This window comes from Acinetobacter sp. (genome assembly GCF_036659555.1).
In the GTDB taxonomy this organism is placed as follows: domain Bacteria; phylum Pseudomonadota; class Gammaproteobacteria; order Pseudomonadales; family Moraxellaceae; genus Acinetobacter.
Map to the genome: position 1 here is coordinate 1 of NZ_JAVXCI010000071.1, position 17,731 is coordinate 17,731.

General features: G+C 53.8%; 14 protein-coding genes. 4 read left to right on the plus strand and 10 right to left on the minus strand.

The window, feature by feature from the left end; genetic code table 11:
* Positions 1-339 precede the first annotated feature (339 nt).
* Entirely contained in the window at positions 340-966 is a 627-nt protein-coding gene (locus RSA72_RS10345; protein WP_332622855.1) for a hypothetical protein, read from the minus strand.
* Positions 967-1,098: 132 nt separating this feature from the next.
* Between RSA72_RS10345 and baeS the strand changes: the two genes are divergently transcribed.
* On the plus strand, positions 1,099-2,775 hold the full coding sequence (baeS, locus tag RSA72_RS10350; RefSeq protein ID WP_332622857.1) for a sensor histidine kinase efflux regulator BaeS: 1,677 nt from the start codon (positions 1,099-1,101) through the stop codon (positions 2,773-2,775).
* A 10-nt stretch (positions 2,776-2,785) separates the two neighbouring features.
* Entirely contained in the window at positions 2,786-3,472 is a 687-nt protein-coding gene (locus RSA72_RS10355; protein WP_332622858.1) for a response regulator transcription factor, read from the plus strand.
* A gap of 239 nt (positions 3,473-3,711) precedes the next feature.
* Here RSA72_RS10355 and polA read toward each other — a convergent pair whose 3' ends face one another.
* Positions 3,712-6,477, minus strand: coding sequence for a DNA polymerase I (gene polA, locus RSA72_RS10360; RefSeq protein ID WP_332622859.1), 2,766 nt, complete (start codon positions 6,475-6,477; stop codon positions 3,712-3,714).
* 151 nt (positions 6,478-6,628) lie between these two features.
* Here polA and RSA72_RS10365 point away from each other — a divergent pair, with 151 nt between their 5' ends.
* Positions 6,629-9,358: a DUF2339 domain-containing protein gene (locus RSA72_RS10365; RefSeq protein WP_332622860.1), complete on the plus strand. Its 2,730-nt coding sequence runs from the start codon at positions 6,629-6,631 to the stop codon at positions 9,356-9,358.
* A 99-nt stretch (positions 9,359-9,457) separates the two neighbouring features.
* On the opposite strand, the gene RSA72_RS10370 is transcribed toward RSA72_RS10365, so the two are convergent.
* On the minus strand, positions 9,458-10,381 hold the full coding sequence (locus tag RSA72_RS10370) for a mechanosensitive ion channel family protein (RefSeq protein WP_332622861.1): 924 nt from the start codon (positions 10,379-10,381) through the stop codon (positions 9,458-9,460).
* Positions 10,382-10,390: 9 nt separating this feature from the next.
* A complete protein-coding gene (locus tag RSA72_RS10375) occupies positions 10,391-11,212 on the minus strand; it encodes a hypothetical protein (RefSeq protein ID WP_443098328.1) in 822 nt (273 codons plus the stop codon).
* 99 nt (positions 11,213-11,311) lie between these two features.
* On the opposite strand from RSA72_RS10375, the gene gspE reads away from it, so the two are divergent.
* A complete protein-coding gene (gene gspE, locus RSA72_RS10380; RefSeq protein WP_332622864.1) occupies positions 11,312-12,805 on the plus strand; it encodes a type II secretion system ATPase GspE in 1,494 nt (497 codons plus the stop codon).
* 46 nt (positions 12,806-12,851) lie between these two features.
* Here the strand turns inward: gspE and RSA72_RS10385 are convergent, their stop codons facing one another.
* The 6 genes from RSA72_RS10385 to RSA72_RS10410 all read right to left on the minus strand — a co-directional run bounded on the left by RSA72_RS10385 (position 12,852) and on the right by RSA72_RS10410 (position 17,504).
* Positions 12,852-13,217 carry a hypothetical protein gene (locus tag RSA72_RS10385; protein WP_332622865.1) on the minus strand — a complete coding sequence of 122 codons (366 nt, stop codon included), beginning with the start codon at positions 13,215-13,217 and terminating at the stop codon, positions 12,852-12,854.
* Between the two features lie 235 nt (positions 13,218-13,452).
* Positions 13,453-13,878, minus strand: coding sequence for an organic hydroperoxide resistance protein (locus RSA72_RS10390; protein ID WP_332633147.1), 426 nt, complete (start codon positions 13,876-13,878; stop codon positions 13,453-13,455).
* Positions 13,879-14,010: 132 nt separating this feature from the next.
* Positions 14,011-14,835 carry a carbon-nitrogen hydrolase family protein gene (locus RSA72_RS10395; RefSeq protein WP_332624409.1) on the minus strand — a complete coding sequence of 275 codons (825 nt, stop codon included), beginning with the start codon at positions 14,833-14,835 and terminating at the stop codon, positions 14,011-14,013.
* A 33-nt stretch (positions 14,836-14,868) separates the two neighbouring features.
* Complete coding sequence (gigB, locus tag RSA72_RS10400; RefSeq protein WP_332624411.1) at positions 14,869-15,387, minus strand: anti-anti-sigma factor GigB; 519 nt, start codon at positions 15,385-15,387, stop codon at positions 14,869-14,871.
* 112 nt (positions 15,388-15,499) lie between these two features.
* Positions 15,500-16,468, minus strand: coding sequence for an RsbU family protein phosphatase GigA (gigA, locus tag RSA72_RS10405; RefSeq protein ID WP_332624413.1), 969 nt, complete (start codon positions 16,466-16,468; stop codon positions 15,500-15,502).
* Positions 16,469-16,568: 100 nt separating this feature from the next.
* Positions 16,569-17,504: an MlaA family lipoprotein gene (locus tag RSA72_RS10410; protein WP_332624415.1), complete on the minus strand. Its 936-nt coding sequence runs from the start codon at positions 17,502-17,504 to the stop codon at positions 16,569-16,571.
* Between the last annotated feature and the right edge of the window lie 227 nt (positions 17,505-17,731).

The window sequence follows — 17,731 nt, forward strand, 5'->3', positions numbered from 1 at the left end:
CATATCACGTAAGGGCGCTTTGTATTGTGGCATATCGGTTTCCTCAATACTGGTGTTGAACCAGCGTTATTATCCTGTAAATAGAGATTAGACGCATCTTCGCTGACGCGTATTTGAATGGCTTAATCCTGCAACATCTTCTAATTAGGTACAAGCTTTTCTAGGGGTTTTCTTAGTGACTGTAAAGTCAAAGATTTATGGCTTGAAAATGCTAAGTGCATTGAGTGTAAACGGTTTTGTGCGAATTGGAATGATACAAATAGTCAAAAAGCGTAAAAAGTTATGTCCAGCAGAAAAGGCGCATGAAGCGCCTTTGGATCTTTCGCCGCGCCTGCGGCCCTACATTGCCTTGGCGGGCGCAGGGGCTGCCGGCTGCATCGGCATTTTCGGCTGGAAGCGCACTTCGCATTTGCCGTCAATGGTTTGCGCGCCGGCCTTGATTTGAACTGCAGTTCCATCCGCTTTGCCTTGGCAGGCTTTCTGCACCGCCTGCTGCATGGCTTGGCGCTGCGCCAGGCGCTGGTCAAACTGCCGGGTTAATTCTGCGCGCTTGGCGTCAGTCAGCGGCTCGCCGCGCTGCATATGCATGGAGCTATGCATGCTGCTGTGCATTGCGCGGTGCCCGTCAGGCATTGTGTCATGCCGGCCAAGCGCCTGCTTGTCCGCTTTAAAGCCCATAATGCAAGTGCCGTCAACAGTTTTCCCGCCTGTTGCTGCTTGAACCGCCGCGCCTGGCGCTTTGCCGCTGCAGGCCTGCCGGATCTGCTGCATCATGTCATGGTGTTCCGCGCGCATCCGCTGCATCTGCTCGTGCTGTTCCGGCGTCATGCCGCGCTCATGCTGCGGGCCATGCGTCTTTTGCGGATGCTGCATTTCTTTTGCCGTGCTGGCCGACTGGCACGCCGCCAGCGCGCTCATGGATAAAATCCCTGCACCGATTAAAGCTGTTTTTGTCATGCTGTTCATGCTGATCTCCAACGCCGGAAAAGCTTTATTTAATGCGCTTAAGATTAAATAATAATGATGAAGAAACAATGGAGGGTTTTTTGAGGCCGTGTTCGCTACAATAAAAGGCATCGAAAAAACCGAGCTGCGCTATTGAAAATCCGCCGTGTGCCTATCGCTTTGCGCTTATTCCTGACTGTGCTGCTGACGACGCTCGTCATTACTACGGTCAGCTTAGGTGTGCTGCACTGGAACATGCAGCGCAATTTCACCAAGTATGTGTCTGATGTGGAAATGCAGAAGCTGGATCAGCTGATTGGCAATCTGGCCGAAGTTTATGATATCTACCATGACTGGGGCAACGCGATTCAGGCGCAGATTCTGCAAATGGAAGGCAAGGCGGGGCCGGATGATTATGACCGCCTGTCGCGCTGGTGGCTGCGGCGCCAGTACGACATTGCCTTGCAGCAGCGCTATTTTCAGGACAACACCAATACCATGTTTAATGTCACCGGCATGCAGCAGTCCGGCAAGCCGCCGGTCGATCTGGATGAACTGAGGCTGCTGGAGCTGAACCTGCCTTCGGAATTCCAGCCTTTTGAGGGCTTGAAATTTCCGCTCAGCGCCAATCAGCATGTGTTCCGCCCGGCTGAACCGAAAGAAAGCAAAGCTGGCAAAAAACCGCCGCTGCCGCCGGCCATGCCGAACAGCAGCGGCAAAAAACAGTTTATTCAAATGCCTGACCGCCTGGGCCTCAGCTCGCGCCTGTCTTTATATGATGCAAAACGGCAGTTTGTGGTGGGCGAACCTTCGGAAGACCCGATTTCCTACCGGCCGATTATTGTGAATAATCAGATAGTCGGCTATCTGGGGCTGAAGCCGGTGCTGGATCAGGATGACGCCTTGAGCATCAACTTTTTCAGCAAGCAGAAGCGCTACCTGCTGCTGGTGTACGGCCTGAGCTTTGCCGCCAGCCTGATCGCCTCGCTGCTGCTGGCGGCGTATTTCAGGAAGCCGATTCAGCGCCTGCTGAACGGCACGCGCGAGCTGACCAAAGGCAACTATCAGCATCAGGTGAAGGTCAACCGCAATGATGAGCTGGGCGATTTATCCAATGAGCTGAATCAGCTGGCGGTAATTCTGGATCAGCATGAAACTTCGCGCCGGCAGTGGGTGGCCGATACATCGCATGAACTGAAAACCCCGCTGGCGGTGCTGCAGGCGCAGATAGAAGCAATGCAGGACGGCATCCGCAAGCCGACGCCGGAGCATTTTGCCTCAATGCTGGGGCAGGTCAACAGCCTGAAAAAGCTGACGCAGGATTTGGCTGATTTGGCGCAGGCTGAGGCGCAGCAGTTGCAGTGCTATCTGACGGATGTCGATCCGTGGGAAGCCGCGCTGCAGGAAATTGAAAATTTCAGGCCGAAGTTTGATCAGGCCGGCCTGACGGTCACGGCGCAGGGCGAAGGCTGCCTGCTGCAGCTGGATATTGACCGCTTTAAGCAGATTATGCTGAATCTGCTGGGCAACAGCATCCGCTATACTGAAGCGGGCGGACAGGTGCATGTGCATGCCGAGCAGGATGCGCTGCAGTGGACGCTGTATGTGGATGACAGCCCGTACGGCTTGACGGATGCGCAGCTGGCGCAGCTGGGCGGGCGCTTTTACCGCGCGGATGATTCGCGCACCCGCGCCACCGGCGGCACAGGCTTAGGCTTGGCGTTGTCGGTGAAAATGGCCAAAGCTCTGGGCGGCGCGCTCAGTTTTGAGCATTCGCCCTTAGGCGGCTTGCGCTGCAGGCTGACTTTTCCAAAACAGATGAAACAATAAGGACAGAAACATGAAGCATATCATGCTGGTTGAAGATGAAGCGGAACTTGCGCGGCTGGTGCGCGACTATCTGGAGGCAGCTGGTTTTGAAGTCAGCATGTTTCATGACGGGCAGGAGGCGTATGAAAGCTTTATGCAGCGTAAGCCCAGCCTGATGATTCTGGATTTGATGGTGCCGCGCATGGACGGCTTGACCATTTGTCGCAAAGTGCGCGAACAGTCTGATCTGCCGATTATTATGGTGACCGCGCGCACCGAAGAAATTGACCGCGTGCTGGGCCTGAACATGGGCGCGGATGACTATGTCTGCAAGCCGTTCAGCCCGAAAGAGCTGGTTGCCCGCGTGCAGGCGGTGCTGCGCCGCCTTGAACGCAAGGCGGAGCCAGAAAGCAGCGGCCTGTTCCGCATGGATAAAGCCCAGCAGCGCATCTGGTATCAGCAGAAGTCCCTGAATTTAACCCCGACCGAATTCCGCCTGCTGGAGTTGTTTTTAGAGCATGTCGGCCAGGTGTATTCGCGCGCGCAGCTGCTGGATCATATTAATCCTGACAGCTTTGATGTGGCTGACCGCGTCATTGACAGCCATATTAAAAACCTGCGCCGCAAAATTTCCGACGCTGCTGAAACCGGCAACCGCCATGAGTGGATTCAGGCGGTGTATGGAGTGGGTTACCGCTTTGAATATCCTGAGGAATAATTTTAGCAGACGATATTGGTTCAGCTGCCCCATCCTGAAATAAATTGACAGCGTATTTCACTGCAAGCCGGGTTAAGCGATTAGCCCGGTTTTTGTTTTATACATATGATTTAAAATGAAAAAATATTTGGTTTGAATAAGGCCATGCAGCGAACTGTGTTTCAGCCAGCCTGCAGGCCGGATTTTAAGCGATGCAGGCATCCGCAGATGCCTGCATGGCTAAACAGACGGAAGCTTAATTAATGCGCCTCATCCCAGTTGCGGCCTTTGCCGACTTCAACCACCAAAGGCACTGAAATTTTCAGCACGGACTGCATCACCTCCTGCAGTTTCAGCGCCAGCTCATCAGCAATCGCTTCATCGGCTTCAAAAACCAGTTCATCGTGCACCTGCAGCAGCATTTTGGCCTGATCTTTCGGCAGGATTTTATCCACCTCAATCATCGCCATTTTAATGATGTCGGCAGCTGAACCCTGCAGCGGCGCATTAATGGCGGCCCGCTCAGCGCCTTGCTTGACCATTTTATTGCTGGCCATAATGTCCGGCGTGTACAGGCGCCGGCCTAAAATGGTTTCGACAAAGCCCTGCTCGCGCGCCACCTGGCGGGTGCGTTCCATATATTCCAGAACCCCTGGATAGCGCTGGAAGTATTTGCCGATATAGCTACGCGATTCTTCGCGGCTGAAGCCGAGCTGGCGGGTCAGGCCAAATTCAGACATGCCGTAGAGCAGGCCGAAGTTGACGGCTTTGGCCTGGCGGCGCTGATTGCTGCTGACCTCTTCCAGCGGAATGCCCAGGACTTCAGCTGCGGTGCGCCGGTGCACGTCCTGGCCATGCTTGAAGGCGTCAACCAGCGCCTCATCCTGCGAGAAATGCGCCATCAGGCGCAGCTCAATTTGCGAATAGTCGGCTGCCAGCAGAACGCGGCCTTTGGGCGCAACGAAGGCTTTGCGGATCTGGCGGCCAATGTCTTCGCGCACCGGAATATTCTGCAGATTCGGGTCGGTCGATGACAGGCGCCCGGTTGCGGTTAAAGCCTGATGGTAGCTGGTATGCACGCGGCGGGTGTCATTGTTGGCCTGTTTCAGCAGGCCGTCGGTATAGGTGCTTTTCAGCTTGGACAGCCCGCGGTATTCCAGAATCAGCCCGGCAATCGGATGCTCGATTTTTTCCAGCACGCTTTCGCTGGTGCTGTATTGCCCTGTTGCGGTTTTTTTGCCGCCTTTCAGGCCTAATTTTTCAAACAGCACTTCACCGACCTGTTTCGGCGAGCTGACATTGAACGCTTCGCCAGCCAGTTCGGTAATCCGGTTTTCCAAGTCCTGCATGGTCTTGGCGAATTCTGCGCCCAGCTGATCCAGAAACTCCAGATTCAGCTCAATGCCGTTTTCTTCCATCATGGTCAGCACGCGGGCCACCGGCATTTCAACATTGTGCAGAATATTGGCCAGCTCAGGGTGCTGGCGCAGCCTGGCATCCAGCACTTCATACAGGCGGTAGGTCACATGCGCGTCTTCGGCAGCGTAGTGGGCCGCGGCTGCAATTTCAATTTGATTGAAGGTTTTCTGCTTCGCGCCTTTGCCGGCCAGCTGTTCAAAGGTGGTGGTCAAATGGCTGAGGTACAGGCGCGCGACATCATCCATGCCGTGGCGGGTCGCGACCGAATTCAGCACATAAGACGCCAGCATGGTGTCAAAGTACCAGCCGCGCAGCGCAATGCCGTGATTTTCCAGCACATGCGCATCATATTTGAGATGATGGCCGATTTTCTGCACCGACGCATCTTCTAAAACCGGCTTGATTTGCGCCAGAACAAGGTCGCGGTTCAGCTGCTGCGGCGCGCCTTCATAGTCATGCGCCAGCGGCACGTAATAGGCGTCCTGCGCGTCAAAGGCGACAGAAAAGCCGACAATTTGCGCAACGCGGTAATCCAAGCTGGTGGTTTCTGTGTCAAAAGCGAAGCGCTTTTCTATGCTGAGGCGCTGCAGCAGCTTGTCCCATGCGTCCTGAGAAAGCACGGTGTGGTAGCTGGCCTGCCCTAAAACGTCATCAGTGCTGGTAATTGAAGCCTGATCTTCCGTAATGACTTGCTCTTCAGCCTGCGCATTCTTGATGATGGCTTTGGAGTTCTGCTTATAGGCCGAACCGTTCGGATTGTTTGGATGATCCAGCGACTGCAGCTGGTTGCGGAACTCCAGTTCAGTGTACAGGCTGCGCAGCTGTTCAGTATCCGGGTCCAGCAGCTTCAGGTCATCATAGCCCAGGCCGATATCCAGGTCGCAGACAATGCTGGCCAGCTGGTGATCCAGCGCAATGCCGTCTGCATGCGCTTTAATATTCTGGCCGACTTTGCCTTTAATTTTGTCGGCATTTTCTAAAATGCTGCCGATGCAGCCGTATTCGGTCAGCAGCTTGGCTGCGGTTTTTGCGCCGACGCCGGGCACGCCCATAATGCCGTCAGAGGCATCGCCCATCAGGGTCAGGTAGTCAATAATCTGATGCGGCCAGACGCCAAACTTTTCAAATACGCCGTTCACGTCCATCGGCTTGTCTTTAAAGCTGTCTTCTAAAGTCACGCGCTCGGTCACCAGTTGCGCCATGTCTTTATCGCCGGTGGAAATCAGCACCTGCTGGCCGGCGGCTTCTGCGCGCTTGGCCAATGTGCCGATGATGTCGTCGGCTTCGGCGCCCGGCAGCATGTACAGCGGAATGCCTAAAGCGCGGATCAGCGCATGCAGGTAGGGAATCTGCTCGGCCAGCTCTTCCGGCATGCTTGGGCGGTCGCCTTTGTAAATCGGCGACAGTTCATGGCGGAAGGTCGGTTCCGGCGTATCGAAAATCACCGCCATGTGCGTAGGCTGGGTGCGGCGCATCAATTTTTGAATGGCGGAAATCGCGCCGCGGATGGCATTGGTATGCAGCCCTGTTGACGTGGTTAAAGGGGGTAAAGCGTGAAACGCGCGAAATAAAAAGTATGACCCGTCGACCAGGACAAATGGCGGCATCGAAAAATTCCTCATCCAAAAAACCCTTTCATTGTACGTGATTTTTTCAGCCCGCGCTGAAGCTTGATGCATCGCTGAATATTTGCGGAAAACGCAAAAACTAAGCGCTCATGCGGTATCATCAGCAGTAAAGGGACAGGGCGAAGCAGCTATGCTGAAAGGGCAGAATGAAATCAGAATGATCTGGCTGATGGCGCTGATTATTGCCGGCATCGGCATGTGGTATGCGGAACTCCGCCAGTTCAGCTATTTGTGCGGCCTAGCGTTCGCCATCAGCGTCATGCATTATGTCGATGACCTGCAGAAGCCCGCGGAGCAGCTGGCGGCCGAAGCCGGCCTGCCGCTGGAGCCGACCTCGAAGCTGCCGCTGTATATTTCGTCCATCATGGCGCTGGCGGGCAGCCTCGGCCAGATCGGCTTTCTGACGGCTTTGGGCATCACCGCATGGATTTTCTTTTTCCTGCGCTGGCTGAAGCGGCTGGAGCGCAATTTATTTTCAATCCAGCAGCAGCTTCAGCGCCGGCCGATGCATGCTGGCAGCGCGGAAATGCCGCCCGCCGCGCAGGCTTTGGCACAGCCGGCAGCATCAGCACTGCCTGCGCCCGAAGCCGGCTTAAGCGGGCAGCTGAAAGTCTGGCTGCTGCAAGGCAACCCGGTGCTGAAAGCCGCAGTTGCGGTGCTGGTGATCGGCGTGGTGCTGCTGCTGCGCTTCGCCACCGAGCATTGGCAGCTCAGCCTGGCGCTGAAGCTGGCCTTGGTTGCCGGCGCCAGCGGCGCCGTGACGGTTCTCGGCTACGGGCTGCAGCGCCGCAACCGCGGCTTTGCCTTGGCTTTAGAAGGGCTGGGCTTGGCTGCGCTGTGTCTGACGCTATTTTTCGCTTATTACAATCAGGTTGTTCCGGATATCTGGAGCGTCAGCGCCTGCTTCGCCGCCATTATGGCGCTGACGGTCTGGCTCAGCTTAAAGCAGCAGAGCATTGAACTGGCGCTGATGGCCCTGCTGATTGCCTATATTGCGCCGTTCACCTTGCCGGTGCGCAATGCCACTGCGGTCGAGTTCATTGCCTATTATCTGCTGATTAATGCGGCGGCGGCGGTGCTCAGCACCTTGAGGCCGTGGAAAATCCTCAATCAGATTGCCTTTTTAATGACGGTGCTGGTCGGCGGCGGCTACGCTTTCTATCAGGGTTATGAGCAGGAGCGGAGCGCGCTGGCCGGATTGACGCTGGCGCATACCGCGGTGTTTATTTGGCTGAGCTTCCGCTTCAGCCAGCTGCTGGCCAAAGATGATTTAAGCGGCTTCCAGCTGAAGCCGGTTCTGGATATTGCGCTGATTTTCGGCGCGCCGCTTGCCGGCTATATTTTCCTGTACCTGATGTATTTTGAGGAAACCCGGCAGCAGGCCGGGTTCAGCCTGGCCTTTGCCGTCCTGTATCTGGGCCTGCATCAGCTGTCGAAGCGCAATCAGGCGGTCAGCATGATTTCGCAAAGCTATTTCAGCCTGATGCTGATTTTTCTGGCGCTTATTCCGCCTATTCTGCTGCCGGAGCCGTGGAGCGCAGCCGGCTGGGCAGTGGAAGGCGCAGTTATTTTTACCGGCGCACTGTATTTCAGGTCAGACCTCAGCCGCTATTTGGGCATGGGGCTACTGGCTGTGGCCGGCTTGTCCGGGCTGTATCACTTCAGCATGCAGAATGCATTGCCAAACAAGGTCTATTGGGTGCTGTGCATCAGCTATTTCGCCGCGGTGCTGGCAGCCAACAGCGCGCCGGCACTTCAAAAGCAGCTGAGCAATGGCACGGTTGTCTTTCAGTGTCTGCAGATGCTGTCCGCCACGGCGCTGCTGCTGCTTCTGCTGCTGGATGAAATTGACGGCCCAATCCAGACGGCGCTCAGCCTGCTGATTACTGCGGCGCTGTACAGCCTGATGAATGAGTGGCTGCTGCGCCGCCAGGCTGCATCATGGCCATGGCTGCTGCCGAAATGGGTCGGCCTGGCGCCAGTCTATATTGCAGCTTTGGCGCTGGTGCTGGATTTAAGCCATGACGGCATGGTGATGTGGCGCTCCGCTTCAGAGCGCATGCTGTTTGCGTTGAGTGGCGCGCTGCTGACAGGGCTGTGGCTGCGTCCGCTGCTGGGCGTCAAAGAGGAAAAAGAGTGGGTAAGCCTGGGCGTGTTCGCCAGCCTGGCGCTGACCAGCCTGACTTTAATGCCAGGCATGCCGTATTTAAGCGTGGTGATTTTGCCTTTGATTTTCGGCGCATGGTGCTATTGGCAGTCTGCGCAACCGGAGTGGCGCATGTTCTGGCAAAGCCGCAATACGCTGGCGCTGATGCTGCTGTGGATCATCTGTTCGCAGCTGTTCAGTCGGCAGGCATTTCAGCTGTATCTGCTGCCTCTGCTGAATCCTTTTGATGCCGTCAGCCTGGCCATGCTGGCGGTTTTCATCTGGATGCTGAACCTGCAGATGAAGGCCGGCCTGGACCGGAGCATGGGCGCGGTGCTGACCGTGCTGGGCCTGCTGTGGCTCAGCAGCTATGCGGCGCTGCGCGCCCTGCATGTCTATCTGGGCACGCCTTACAATGACTGGCAGATGTGGGAGAATGCAGCGGTGCAGCTCAGCTTTACCCTGCTGTGGGTCAGCCTGGCTTTTATCTGCATGCTGGCAGCGGCCAAGCGCGGCTTGCGCTCCGTATGGATTCTCGGCGGCAGCATTCTGGTGCTGGTGACGCTGAAACTGGTGCTGTTTGACCTGTCGCATACCGGCACTTTAACCCGGGTGATTTCATTTCTGGGCGCAGGCTTTGCCATGCTGATCATTGCCTATATTGCGCCGATGCCGGAAGGGGAGCGGAAAGCATTGGATAAGCCGCAGCTTTGACCGGCGCTGTTATGATGATGCAGATGCGCCGAGGGGCAAGCGCGCCCCTTCAGCAGAATGAAGGATTTTTCATCTGCAGGCATTCAGCGCAGCAATGCTTTATTTCAAATTCGGCTCACGCTTGATTTCCTGCGCATTGGCATAGCGGTCAACTTCATCCGGCTGCACATGGCGCGATAATGGATGGTCGACAAAGCCCATCTTCGGCACAGGAATTTCAATCTGGTTGTCTAAAAAGCCATTGCGGACGCGTTCCTGCATTTCATCGCGCACTTTCAGGAAATTTTCCTGCTGGCACCAGACCGCAAACAGCAGTTCAATTGAAGATTCGCGGAATGCCGTTACCGTTACGGCCGGCTTCGGGTCGGCCAGCACCAGCGGATATTTCTGGGCTACATCCAGCAGCACTTCGCGCACCTTAATAATGTCTTCGTGAAAATTAATCGCCAGCGTAATCGGAATGCGCCGGATCGGAAACTTAGACAGGTTATGCACTGGCGCGCGGATCAGCTGCTCATTCGGCAGGCGCACATAGACATTGTCCTGCGTCAGCAGCTTCACCGACAGCAGGTCAATCGAAATCACTTCGCCTTCAATGCTGTTGCCGCGGATCAGGGTGATTTGAATCGTGTCGCCAATTTCAAATGAGCCTTCGCCAATCAGGAACAGTCCGCTGATTAAGTTGGAAGCGGAGGTTTGCGAAGCGAAACCCAAGGCCACAGTCAGGATGCCGGCAGCGCCTAAAAATACGCTGAGTTTAAATCCGGCCTCTTTCAGGCTGGCCATCACAAAAATCAAAAAAATGAAATAGAAAATGCCGCGGCGCCAAACCAGCTTTTGGTGCGCATTGAAGCGGCTGCCAATGGTGCGGATAAAGGTATTGGAAACAAAGCGCGCAATTAAAAAGCCAATCAGGCCCAGCGCCAAGGCAACCAGCAGCTCGGTCAGGCGGTCAGTATTGAGATTGCCGAAAATGCCTTTCAGGCTGCTGGCAATTTCTGCAGGAATATTTGTATCAGCCATTACTGCCCCTTAGAAAAATGAGTCAAACATATTCAGCAGCGCGCCCGCCTGCTCTCTGGGTGGATGCACATACGTCACTTCGCCGGCCAGCGGCGGGGTGCGGTTTTCAATGCGGATGCGCGGCGGCTTGTCTGACGCTTCATGCAGCACTTTAATCTGCGAAGTCCACAGCCGGCCGGTGCTCTCGCTGTAAAATAAAGGCAGGGCGGGAATCGGCACATTCATGCGGTCAAAGCGCAGCTGCTGATGGCTGATGTTGTGGAATTCAATCGGCGTAACGGCGCGGAAGGCGCGGGTTTTCAGCTGATGCAGCTCTGTCCGGCCGTCCACGGCGGTCGCGTAGCAGATTTCCCCCACGCACATATTCGGGCCGAACCAGGTGTCTTTCGGCAGAATCACCGGCAGCTCAAATAAAGGCTCCCTTTGCCCGTCAGCAAAACCGGCAATCCACAGCGGGGTGCTGATGTACAGGGTGCCGCGCTGCCCGGCGGGAATGTAAATCGGGTCAACCGGCTTAATCACCACCGAGCGGTCAGCCAGCCTCGGCATGAGCTGAATGCTTTCATGGGTGTTTTTAAACATGTAGCGCTCCACCTTGACCGGCTGCGGAAAGGCGAATTCTGGGTCATTGATCTGATGCCACTGCTGCTCATAGTCATACTGCACGGCCGGGCGGTGATATTCCAGGCGCCATTCCTGCAGGCCGCGGGTCAGCCGGAACAGCAGGGAACCGAACTGCCATGATTTCGGCCGATTCAGCTCAAAGTGATGCTCTCCCCACCATTTCAGCTTAGGCGCTTCCGTTTCCAGTCCGTCATTCTGTAAAGACAATGGCATTTTCCCTCTGTAATAAAACCTGAAAAAACAGACTTCACGCTGTCATGCGCTTAGAGTACACTCAAATCAATTTTTTCATCATTATAAACTGTGATGCAAGTGCTTAAACAATTACAAATACCCTACAGTTTTGCCAAGCGCCACGGTGTTCTGCTCCGCTATGAGGGCGATCAGGCTATTATTGTGCGCCGCAGCAGCACGCCTTTGCCGGCGCTGCAGGAAGCGCGCCGCTTTTTGGGCTACGCCGCGCAGCACCAGTTATGCACCGATCAGGAATTCAATCAGCTGCTCAGTTCCAGCTTTGCCGGCGATACTGGCGAATCGCAGCAGGTGGCTGCTGGCTTGGAAGACCACCCGGATCTGCTCAGTTTGGCGGATTCGGTGCCGGAAGCCGAAGACCTGATGGATCAGGAAGATGATGCGCCGATTGTGCGCCTGATTAACGCCTTGCTGTCGGAAGCTATCCGCGTTGGCGCATCCGACATCCATATCGAATCTTTTGAAAAAAAGCTGTCCGTGCGCCTGCGGGTGGACGGCCAGCTGCGTGAAATTGTGCAGCCGCGCCGCGAACTGGCGCCCCTGCTGGTGTCGCGGATTAAAGTCATGGCCAAGCTGGATATTGCCGAAAAGCGCATACCGCAGGATGGGCGCATTTCATTGCGCCTGGCTGGACGCGAAGTGGATGTCCGCGTGTCGACCCTGCCGTCGTCCTATGGCGAGCGCGTTGTGATGCGCCTGCTGGACAAGCAGGCGGGGCGCCTGAACATGATCCATTTGGGCCTGATGAATAATGACTATGAGCGCCTGAAAGTGCTGGTGCACCGCCCGCACGGCATTATTTTGGTTACCGGTCCGACCGGTTCCGGCAAAACCACCACCTTGTATGCGGCCCTGTCGGATTTGAATGACGGCTCGAAAAATATTCTGACCGCCGAAGACCCGATTGAATATCAGCTGGAAGGCATCGGCCAGACGCAGGTCAACAGCAAAGTGGATATGACCTTTGCCCGCGCGCTGAAAGCCATGCTCCGCCAGGACCCGGATGTGGTCATGGTCGGCGAGATCCGTGATCTGGAAACTGCGGAAATTGCCGTGCAGGCGTCTTTAACCGGCCATCTGGTGCTTTCAACCCTGCATACCAACACCGCGATTGGCGCCGTGACCCGCCTAAAAGACATGGGCATTGAGCCGTTCTTATTGTCCAGCTCATTAATTGGCGTGATTGCGCAGCGCCTGGTGCGCACCCTGTGTTCGCATTGCGCCGTTTGGCATGCTGCCGATGATTTTGAACAGCAGCTGTTTGCCGGCATTGAGCATGATGCCGAGCTGAAATTGCCGAAACCGAAAGGCTGTGACCGCTGTTCGCATACCGGCTTTACCGGCCGTACTGCTATTTATGAAATTGTGCCGGTCGATGAGCAGATGCGCCGCCTGATTCACGGCAATGCGGCTGAGTTTGAAGTCGAAGCCTATGCGCGCAAGCACTCCGGCTCAATCCGCGATGATGGCCTGCGCAAGGTGCTGGCAGGCAAAACCACGCTGGAGGAAGTGCTGCGCGTGACCAATGAAGCTGAAGCCGTTGAATGATTGCGCCCATAATAAAAAATCAGGCATTTGCCTGATTTTTTTATGCTTAATGAGAGCGCTTGAATACAACCTGCGCGCCTTCGCTTTTGCTGTCCAAAGTCAGCAGGCCTGAGGCTTCATCAATTGACAGCTTAATATCCGGATGCTTGTCATACTGAATTTTGCCATCGGAAGCTGCCTTGCCTGTCACTTGTGAGGATGAGGAGGGCTGGGCAGCATCCGCATCCAGTTTAAATTCATCCTGAATGCTGTAGCCTTCACCGGTTTTGACGATGGTCAGCTTGCGTTCACTGCCGCCTCCCTGATTTACTGCTTCCCATTCGCCAGAAAAATCCGCTGCCGGCGGCTTGCTGCAGGCGGAAAGCAAAACGGCTGCGCTGCACAGCGCTGCTGCGAAGAGTTTTTTCATCATTATATTGAGCGCCTGTGATAAGTAAGCTGATTTTTGCTGATGCGGAATGGATATTTATTATTGCGTAAATTTTATTAAAAACAAGCTGCTGCCGTTTGATTCTGCTGGGCGGATCAGCACAGTCCTGCGATTTTTTCATCAGCTGGGCAGCTGGATTGCCAGCATTGCGGCAGGTTTCATTTTCATCGAATGCCTGCCATTTCTATGCCAATTTCAGGATGGATTCAGTCAGCGCTTAAGTAATGGCATTTAAAGTGACATTAATATTATTGCGGGTTGCATTGGAATAAGGGCAGACAATATGCGCTGCATCCACCAGCTTCTGCGCTTCGGCCGGATCCATGCCTTCCAGATGAATATTTAAGGTCACCTCAATTCCAAACCCCGTTGGAATAGGGCCAATGCCGACTTCGCCTTCAATATAGGCATCTTTGCTGATATTGAATTTATCCCGCTGAGCCACAAATTTCATTGCGCCTAAAAAGCAGGCTGAATAGCCGGCTGCAAACAGCTGCTCGGGGTTGGTGCCGCCGCCCGCGCCACCCATTTCTTTAGGCACGGCCAATTGCACATCTAAAATTCCATCCGAAGAAGTTGCCCTGCCGTCGCGGCCGCCGGTTGCTTTCGCTTTTGCGGTATATACTGCTTTTTCTAAAGCCATTTTTGTTCCCTGCGAATTGAATATGAGCTGTTATTCTGTCTGGTTTTGCTGAAATAATGAGCAGTTGTTTTGTAGTTTTTAGCGGTGATGGCTTTTTTATTGAAATATAGGCGGTTAACAGCAGCAGGGATATTAATACTGCAGTAAAACCCGGTGCTGCATTAAAGGCATGGATTCTCGGATTTGCAGCTGTTCTGTCAAATCAAACGGAACCGCAATCAGGCCGGCGCCTTCAGTTTGAATCATAGCCTGCAGCTGGCCGCGGCTGCCGGCAGCGCCGGTATGGCCCCAAGTTTGCCGCTTTTCGCCGTGCCAGCCCTGCTGCGCTGCGCCCAGTACAGCGCATTGGCTGTCCATGGCGCGCGCCTGAAGCAGCTGCTGCCAATGCATTTGGCCGGTGGTGTAGGTGAACGCTGCCGGCGCGGTTAGAATATTTGCGCCTTGCGCGCGCAGCGTCAGCGCCAGTTCAGGAAAGCGCAGGTCATAGCAAACCATTAAGCCAATATTGCCAAACGGCGTTTTAGCCACAGCCGTGTCTGTGCCCGGTTCAAAGAACCTGGATTCCTGATAGCCGCCGACGGCATCGCTCACCTGCACATCAAACAGATGGATTTTATCGTAGCGCGCTTCGGTTTTTTCCGGGCTGATGCAGAGGCTGGCGGTGCGCACGCGGCCGTCCCGAATGACTGAGCCGTCCGGGCGGAAAGGGCATGGCAGCGTGCCGGCAACAATCCATATTTGATATTGATGCGCCAGTTGCTCTAAGCGCTGCTGGATCGCTTCAAACTGGGCGGCGGTTTCACGCTGCTTGCCGGCAGCGAAGCAGGCGAAATTCTCAGGAAAGACGATCAGGCTTGCGCCTTGCGCTTTGCTTTGCCCGATCAGCGACTCAATGACAGTGAAGTTTGCTTCAATATCATTTTGCGAGTTCATCTGGGCAACAGCAAGGAAAGTCATAATCGGGGAGCGTCTCTGAGGTTGCTGAAAGGCCTAGGCATTTTGCTTCACAGCCTTACCCAGGCTGTCCTGTTCTTTCTGCAGCTGCTTCACCAGCGGCTCAAACATATTCTGATTGCTTTCATTGAGCTTCATCAAGGTTTTGTGCGCGTCTAAAACAGTATTCAGCATGCTGCCATGGGTAATGTGCTCTTCCATCAAAGCGAGCGTGCAGACTTTCGGATCGCCGCAGTAATCAAGAATCACAAATACCTGCCCCAAGCCCATGCTGTTGGCCAGTGTGGTGATATCTGAGTTGGTAGACAGCATGACTGCCTGAATGTGGTGGATTTGCTTGAGCTTTAAGCCCAGTTTAGCCAAAATCCCTAAAACTGTACTGTCAATGAATGTCGTTTGGGTTAAATCTACGATCGCGCCAATGACATTTTCTTGCTGTTCAATCTTATTAAGTAACTTGTCTAAACTAATGCAGGATTGAGCGCGCACTTCGCCAATAAGCTTAAAAATATGCGTTCCATTCAAGCTTGCATATTCAACATGACCGGTTGACATATAAATGCCATTTGCAGAGGAGGATAGAAAATTATCCCATAGGGCCACTGCTTACTCAAGTAGCCAACAGTCTTATATGCTGGATAAAAGGTCTAAACAGTTGATTAGCAAATTAATTCATTCGGCATAAGCTTAAGATGGCAATATCGTCCGCAACGTGGTCAGGCGCTTGAAATGATTGATTTTGCAAATGATGCACCAATTGCCCCAGCTGCTCATTCAAGCCGCCGTCAAAAGGTTCAAGCGCGCCGTCTGAGCAAATAATGAACTTTGCATGCTTATTTAAAATACACTCAAACTCTTCAACCTCCAGATCTTCAGTCAAGCCTAAGGGAAAACTGCTGGTGGTTAAAATTTTCGGCTGCTGATTCGGCTCAAATAAAATGGCGGGAGGATAATGCCCGGCGCTGGACCAGCGTAGCAGATGCGTTTCCAGATTCAGGACGCCCGCAAGCATGGTAATGTGCTTTTCAATGTTTTCCTGAACCAGCATGCCGTTTAGTTTTTTAATCAGTTCGCGCGGGGTTTTGGAACGGCCGTGAAAAGCGGCCATCCAGGATGTCAGCAGGCTGCTGGTGACGCCGTGGCCGGAAACATCGGCCAAATAAAAGATGATTTCTTTATCGCTGATTTTCCAGTAATCATACCAGTCGCCGGAAAGGTAAGCGGAAGGCTGGAAAAAAGTTTCAACTTTATAATTGGTTAATTCAATTGGATTGGGCAGCAGCTTTTTCTGCAGTTCAGCTGCTGAAGGCAGGTCGCGGCTGTCCTGATTGCGCTTATACTGCGCATCAATCTTAATTAACGCCTGCTGCGGGTTTGCAGGCAGCTGATTCCACAGCCAGCCGGCTAAGGCGCCCTGTTCCCAGGCCTGCGCCAGCGCGGCGCCTTCATTCTCAAAAGCCAGCACAATGGTCGGCAGCGCCCATTTATGCGCTAAATAGTCGGCGGCGTCTGCAATCGCGATAATCGTCGGATCATACAAATCGAGATCTTCAATGTTAATCATCTGAACACTGGGCAGTGCTGCCAGAACCTGATCTAAATAGGGAATATCGCGCGTCGGCTGAATGAAATACATAAAGAAATAGGATGGCCCTTGGGCTGGCATGGTTGAACTACTATAGCAAGCAAATCATTGCTGGAGGAATAAATCGCCTCCAGCTGGATGAAAAATGCGCTCACTTTACGGCGGTATTGTCAGAATCCTGCGTACCTGAATCATCTTCTGAAGGGTTTTTCTCGGCATCGGCAGGGTCTGCATCTTCATCCAATTCCGCATCATCATCAAAGAACAGGCTGTCTTCCGCAATGCCTTTTTTCTCGCTGACGGCAAAACTGATGCGCTGCAGGTAAAAATCGCGGATTTGCGCATATTTATCGCCCTGCAAGGTGCTTTCCAAATCCAAAAGCTGCGAACGCGCATCAATTCCGCGCAGCGCCTGCTCAGACCAGTACGCGGTTTCATGATCTTCCAGCAGGTACTTTTGCGGGCGCGCCTGGCTGTCTACTGCAAGGCCGGCGCTTTCACGGATGGTGCTCGGGCCAAAAACCGGCAGCACCAGATAAGGGCCGGAAGGAACGCCGTAATAGCCTAAAGTGATGCCGAAGCCTTCCGCTTCAGACGTTAAGTTCAGGCGGCGCGCAGGGTCAGCAAAGCCTAAAGTCGTCAGCGTATTTACTGTAAAGCGCCCTAAAGATTTGGCGGCGCGACCCGGGCGGCCCTGTATCAGCTGATTTACAGCATTCCAAGGCTCATTTAAATTTTTGCGGAACTGGCGGTAGGAGCTGCGGACATCTTCAGGCACTTTTGCCACATACTGAATAGCCAGCGGGCGCGCAACGCTGTTATCCAGTGCGTCATTGAAAGCGTACATTTTTCGGTTAAACGCCTCAAACGGATCTTTTTCTTCATCAGCCTGCGCCGCGTTTGCGTTGACGGACAGCTTCTTGGCGACTTCAGAAGATTTTGCAAGCGCAGCCTGGGCAAGCTGCTGGGTTTTTGATGTATTGGCCGCCTCTGCAGTTTCAGCTTCCGCAGCCTGTTCATTTGCAAAGGCTGGAGAAGCTGCCGCAAAACACAGCAGGCCTGCATAAAAATAAAAAGAATGACGCATATATAGTCCTGACGCTTTTTACTCAGCAAAAGTGTTCGCTTAATAATAAGTAAAAAACGTTCCAATAAGCTTTAATAATTACTATTAAAGCAAATTTGATCAAATTATGAATAAAAAAATGCAAAATGCATAAAAAATACCCGTCCGAACCGCTTTTTCTGAAATATTTGAGAAAAGGCCTTGCGTGCTGAAAATTTTCCCCTATAATGCATATCCATCGGCGGTGA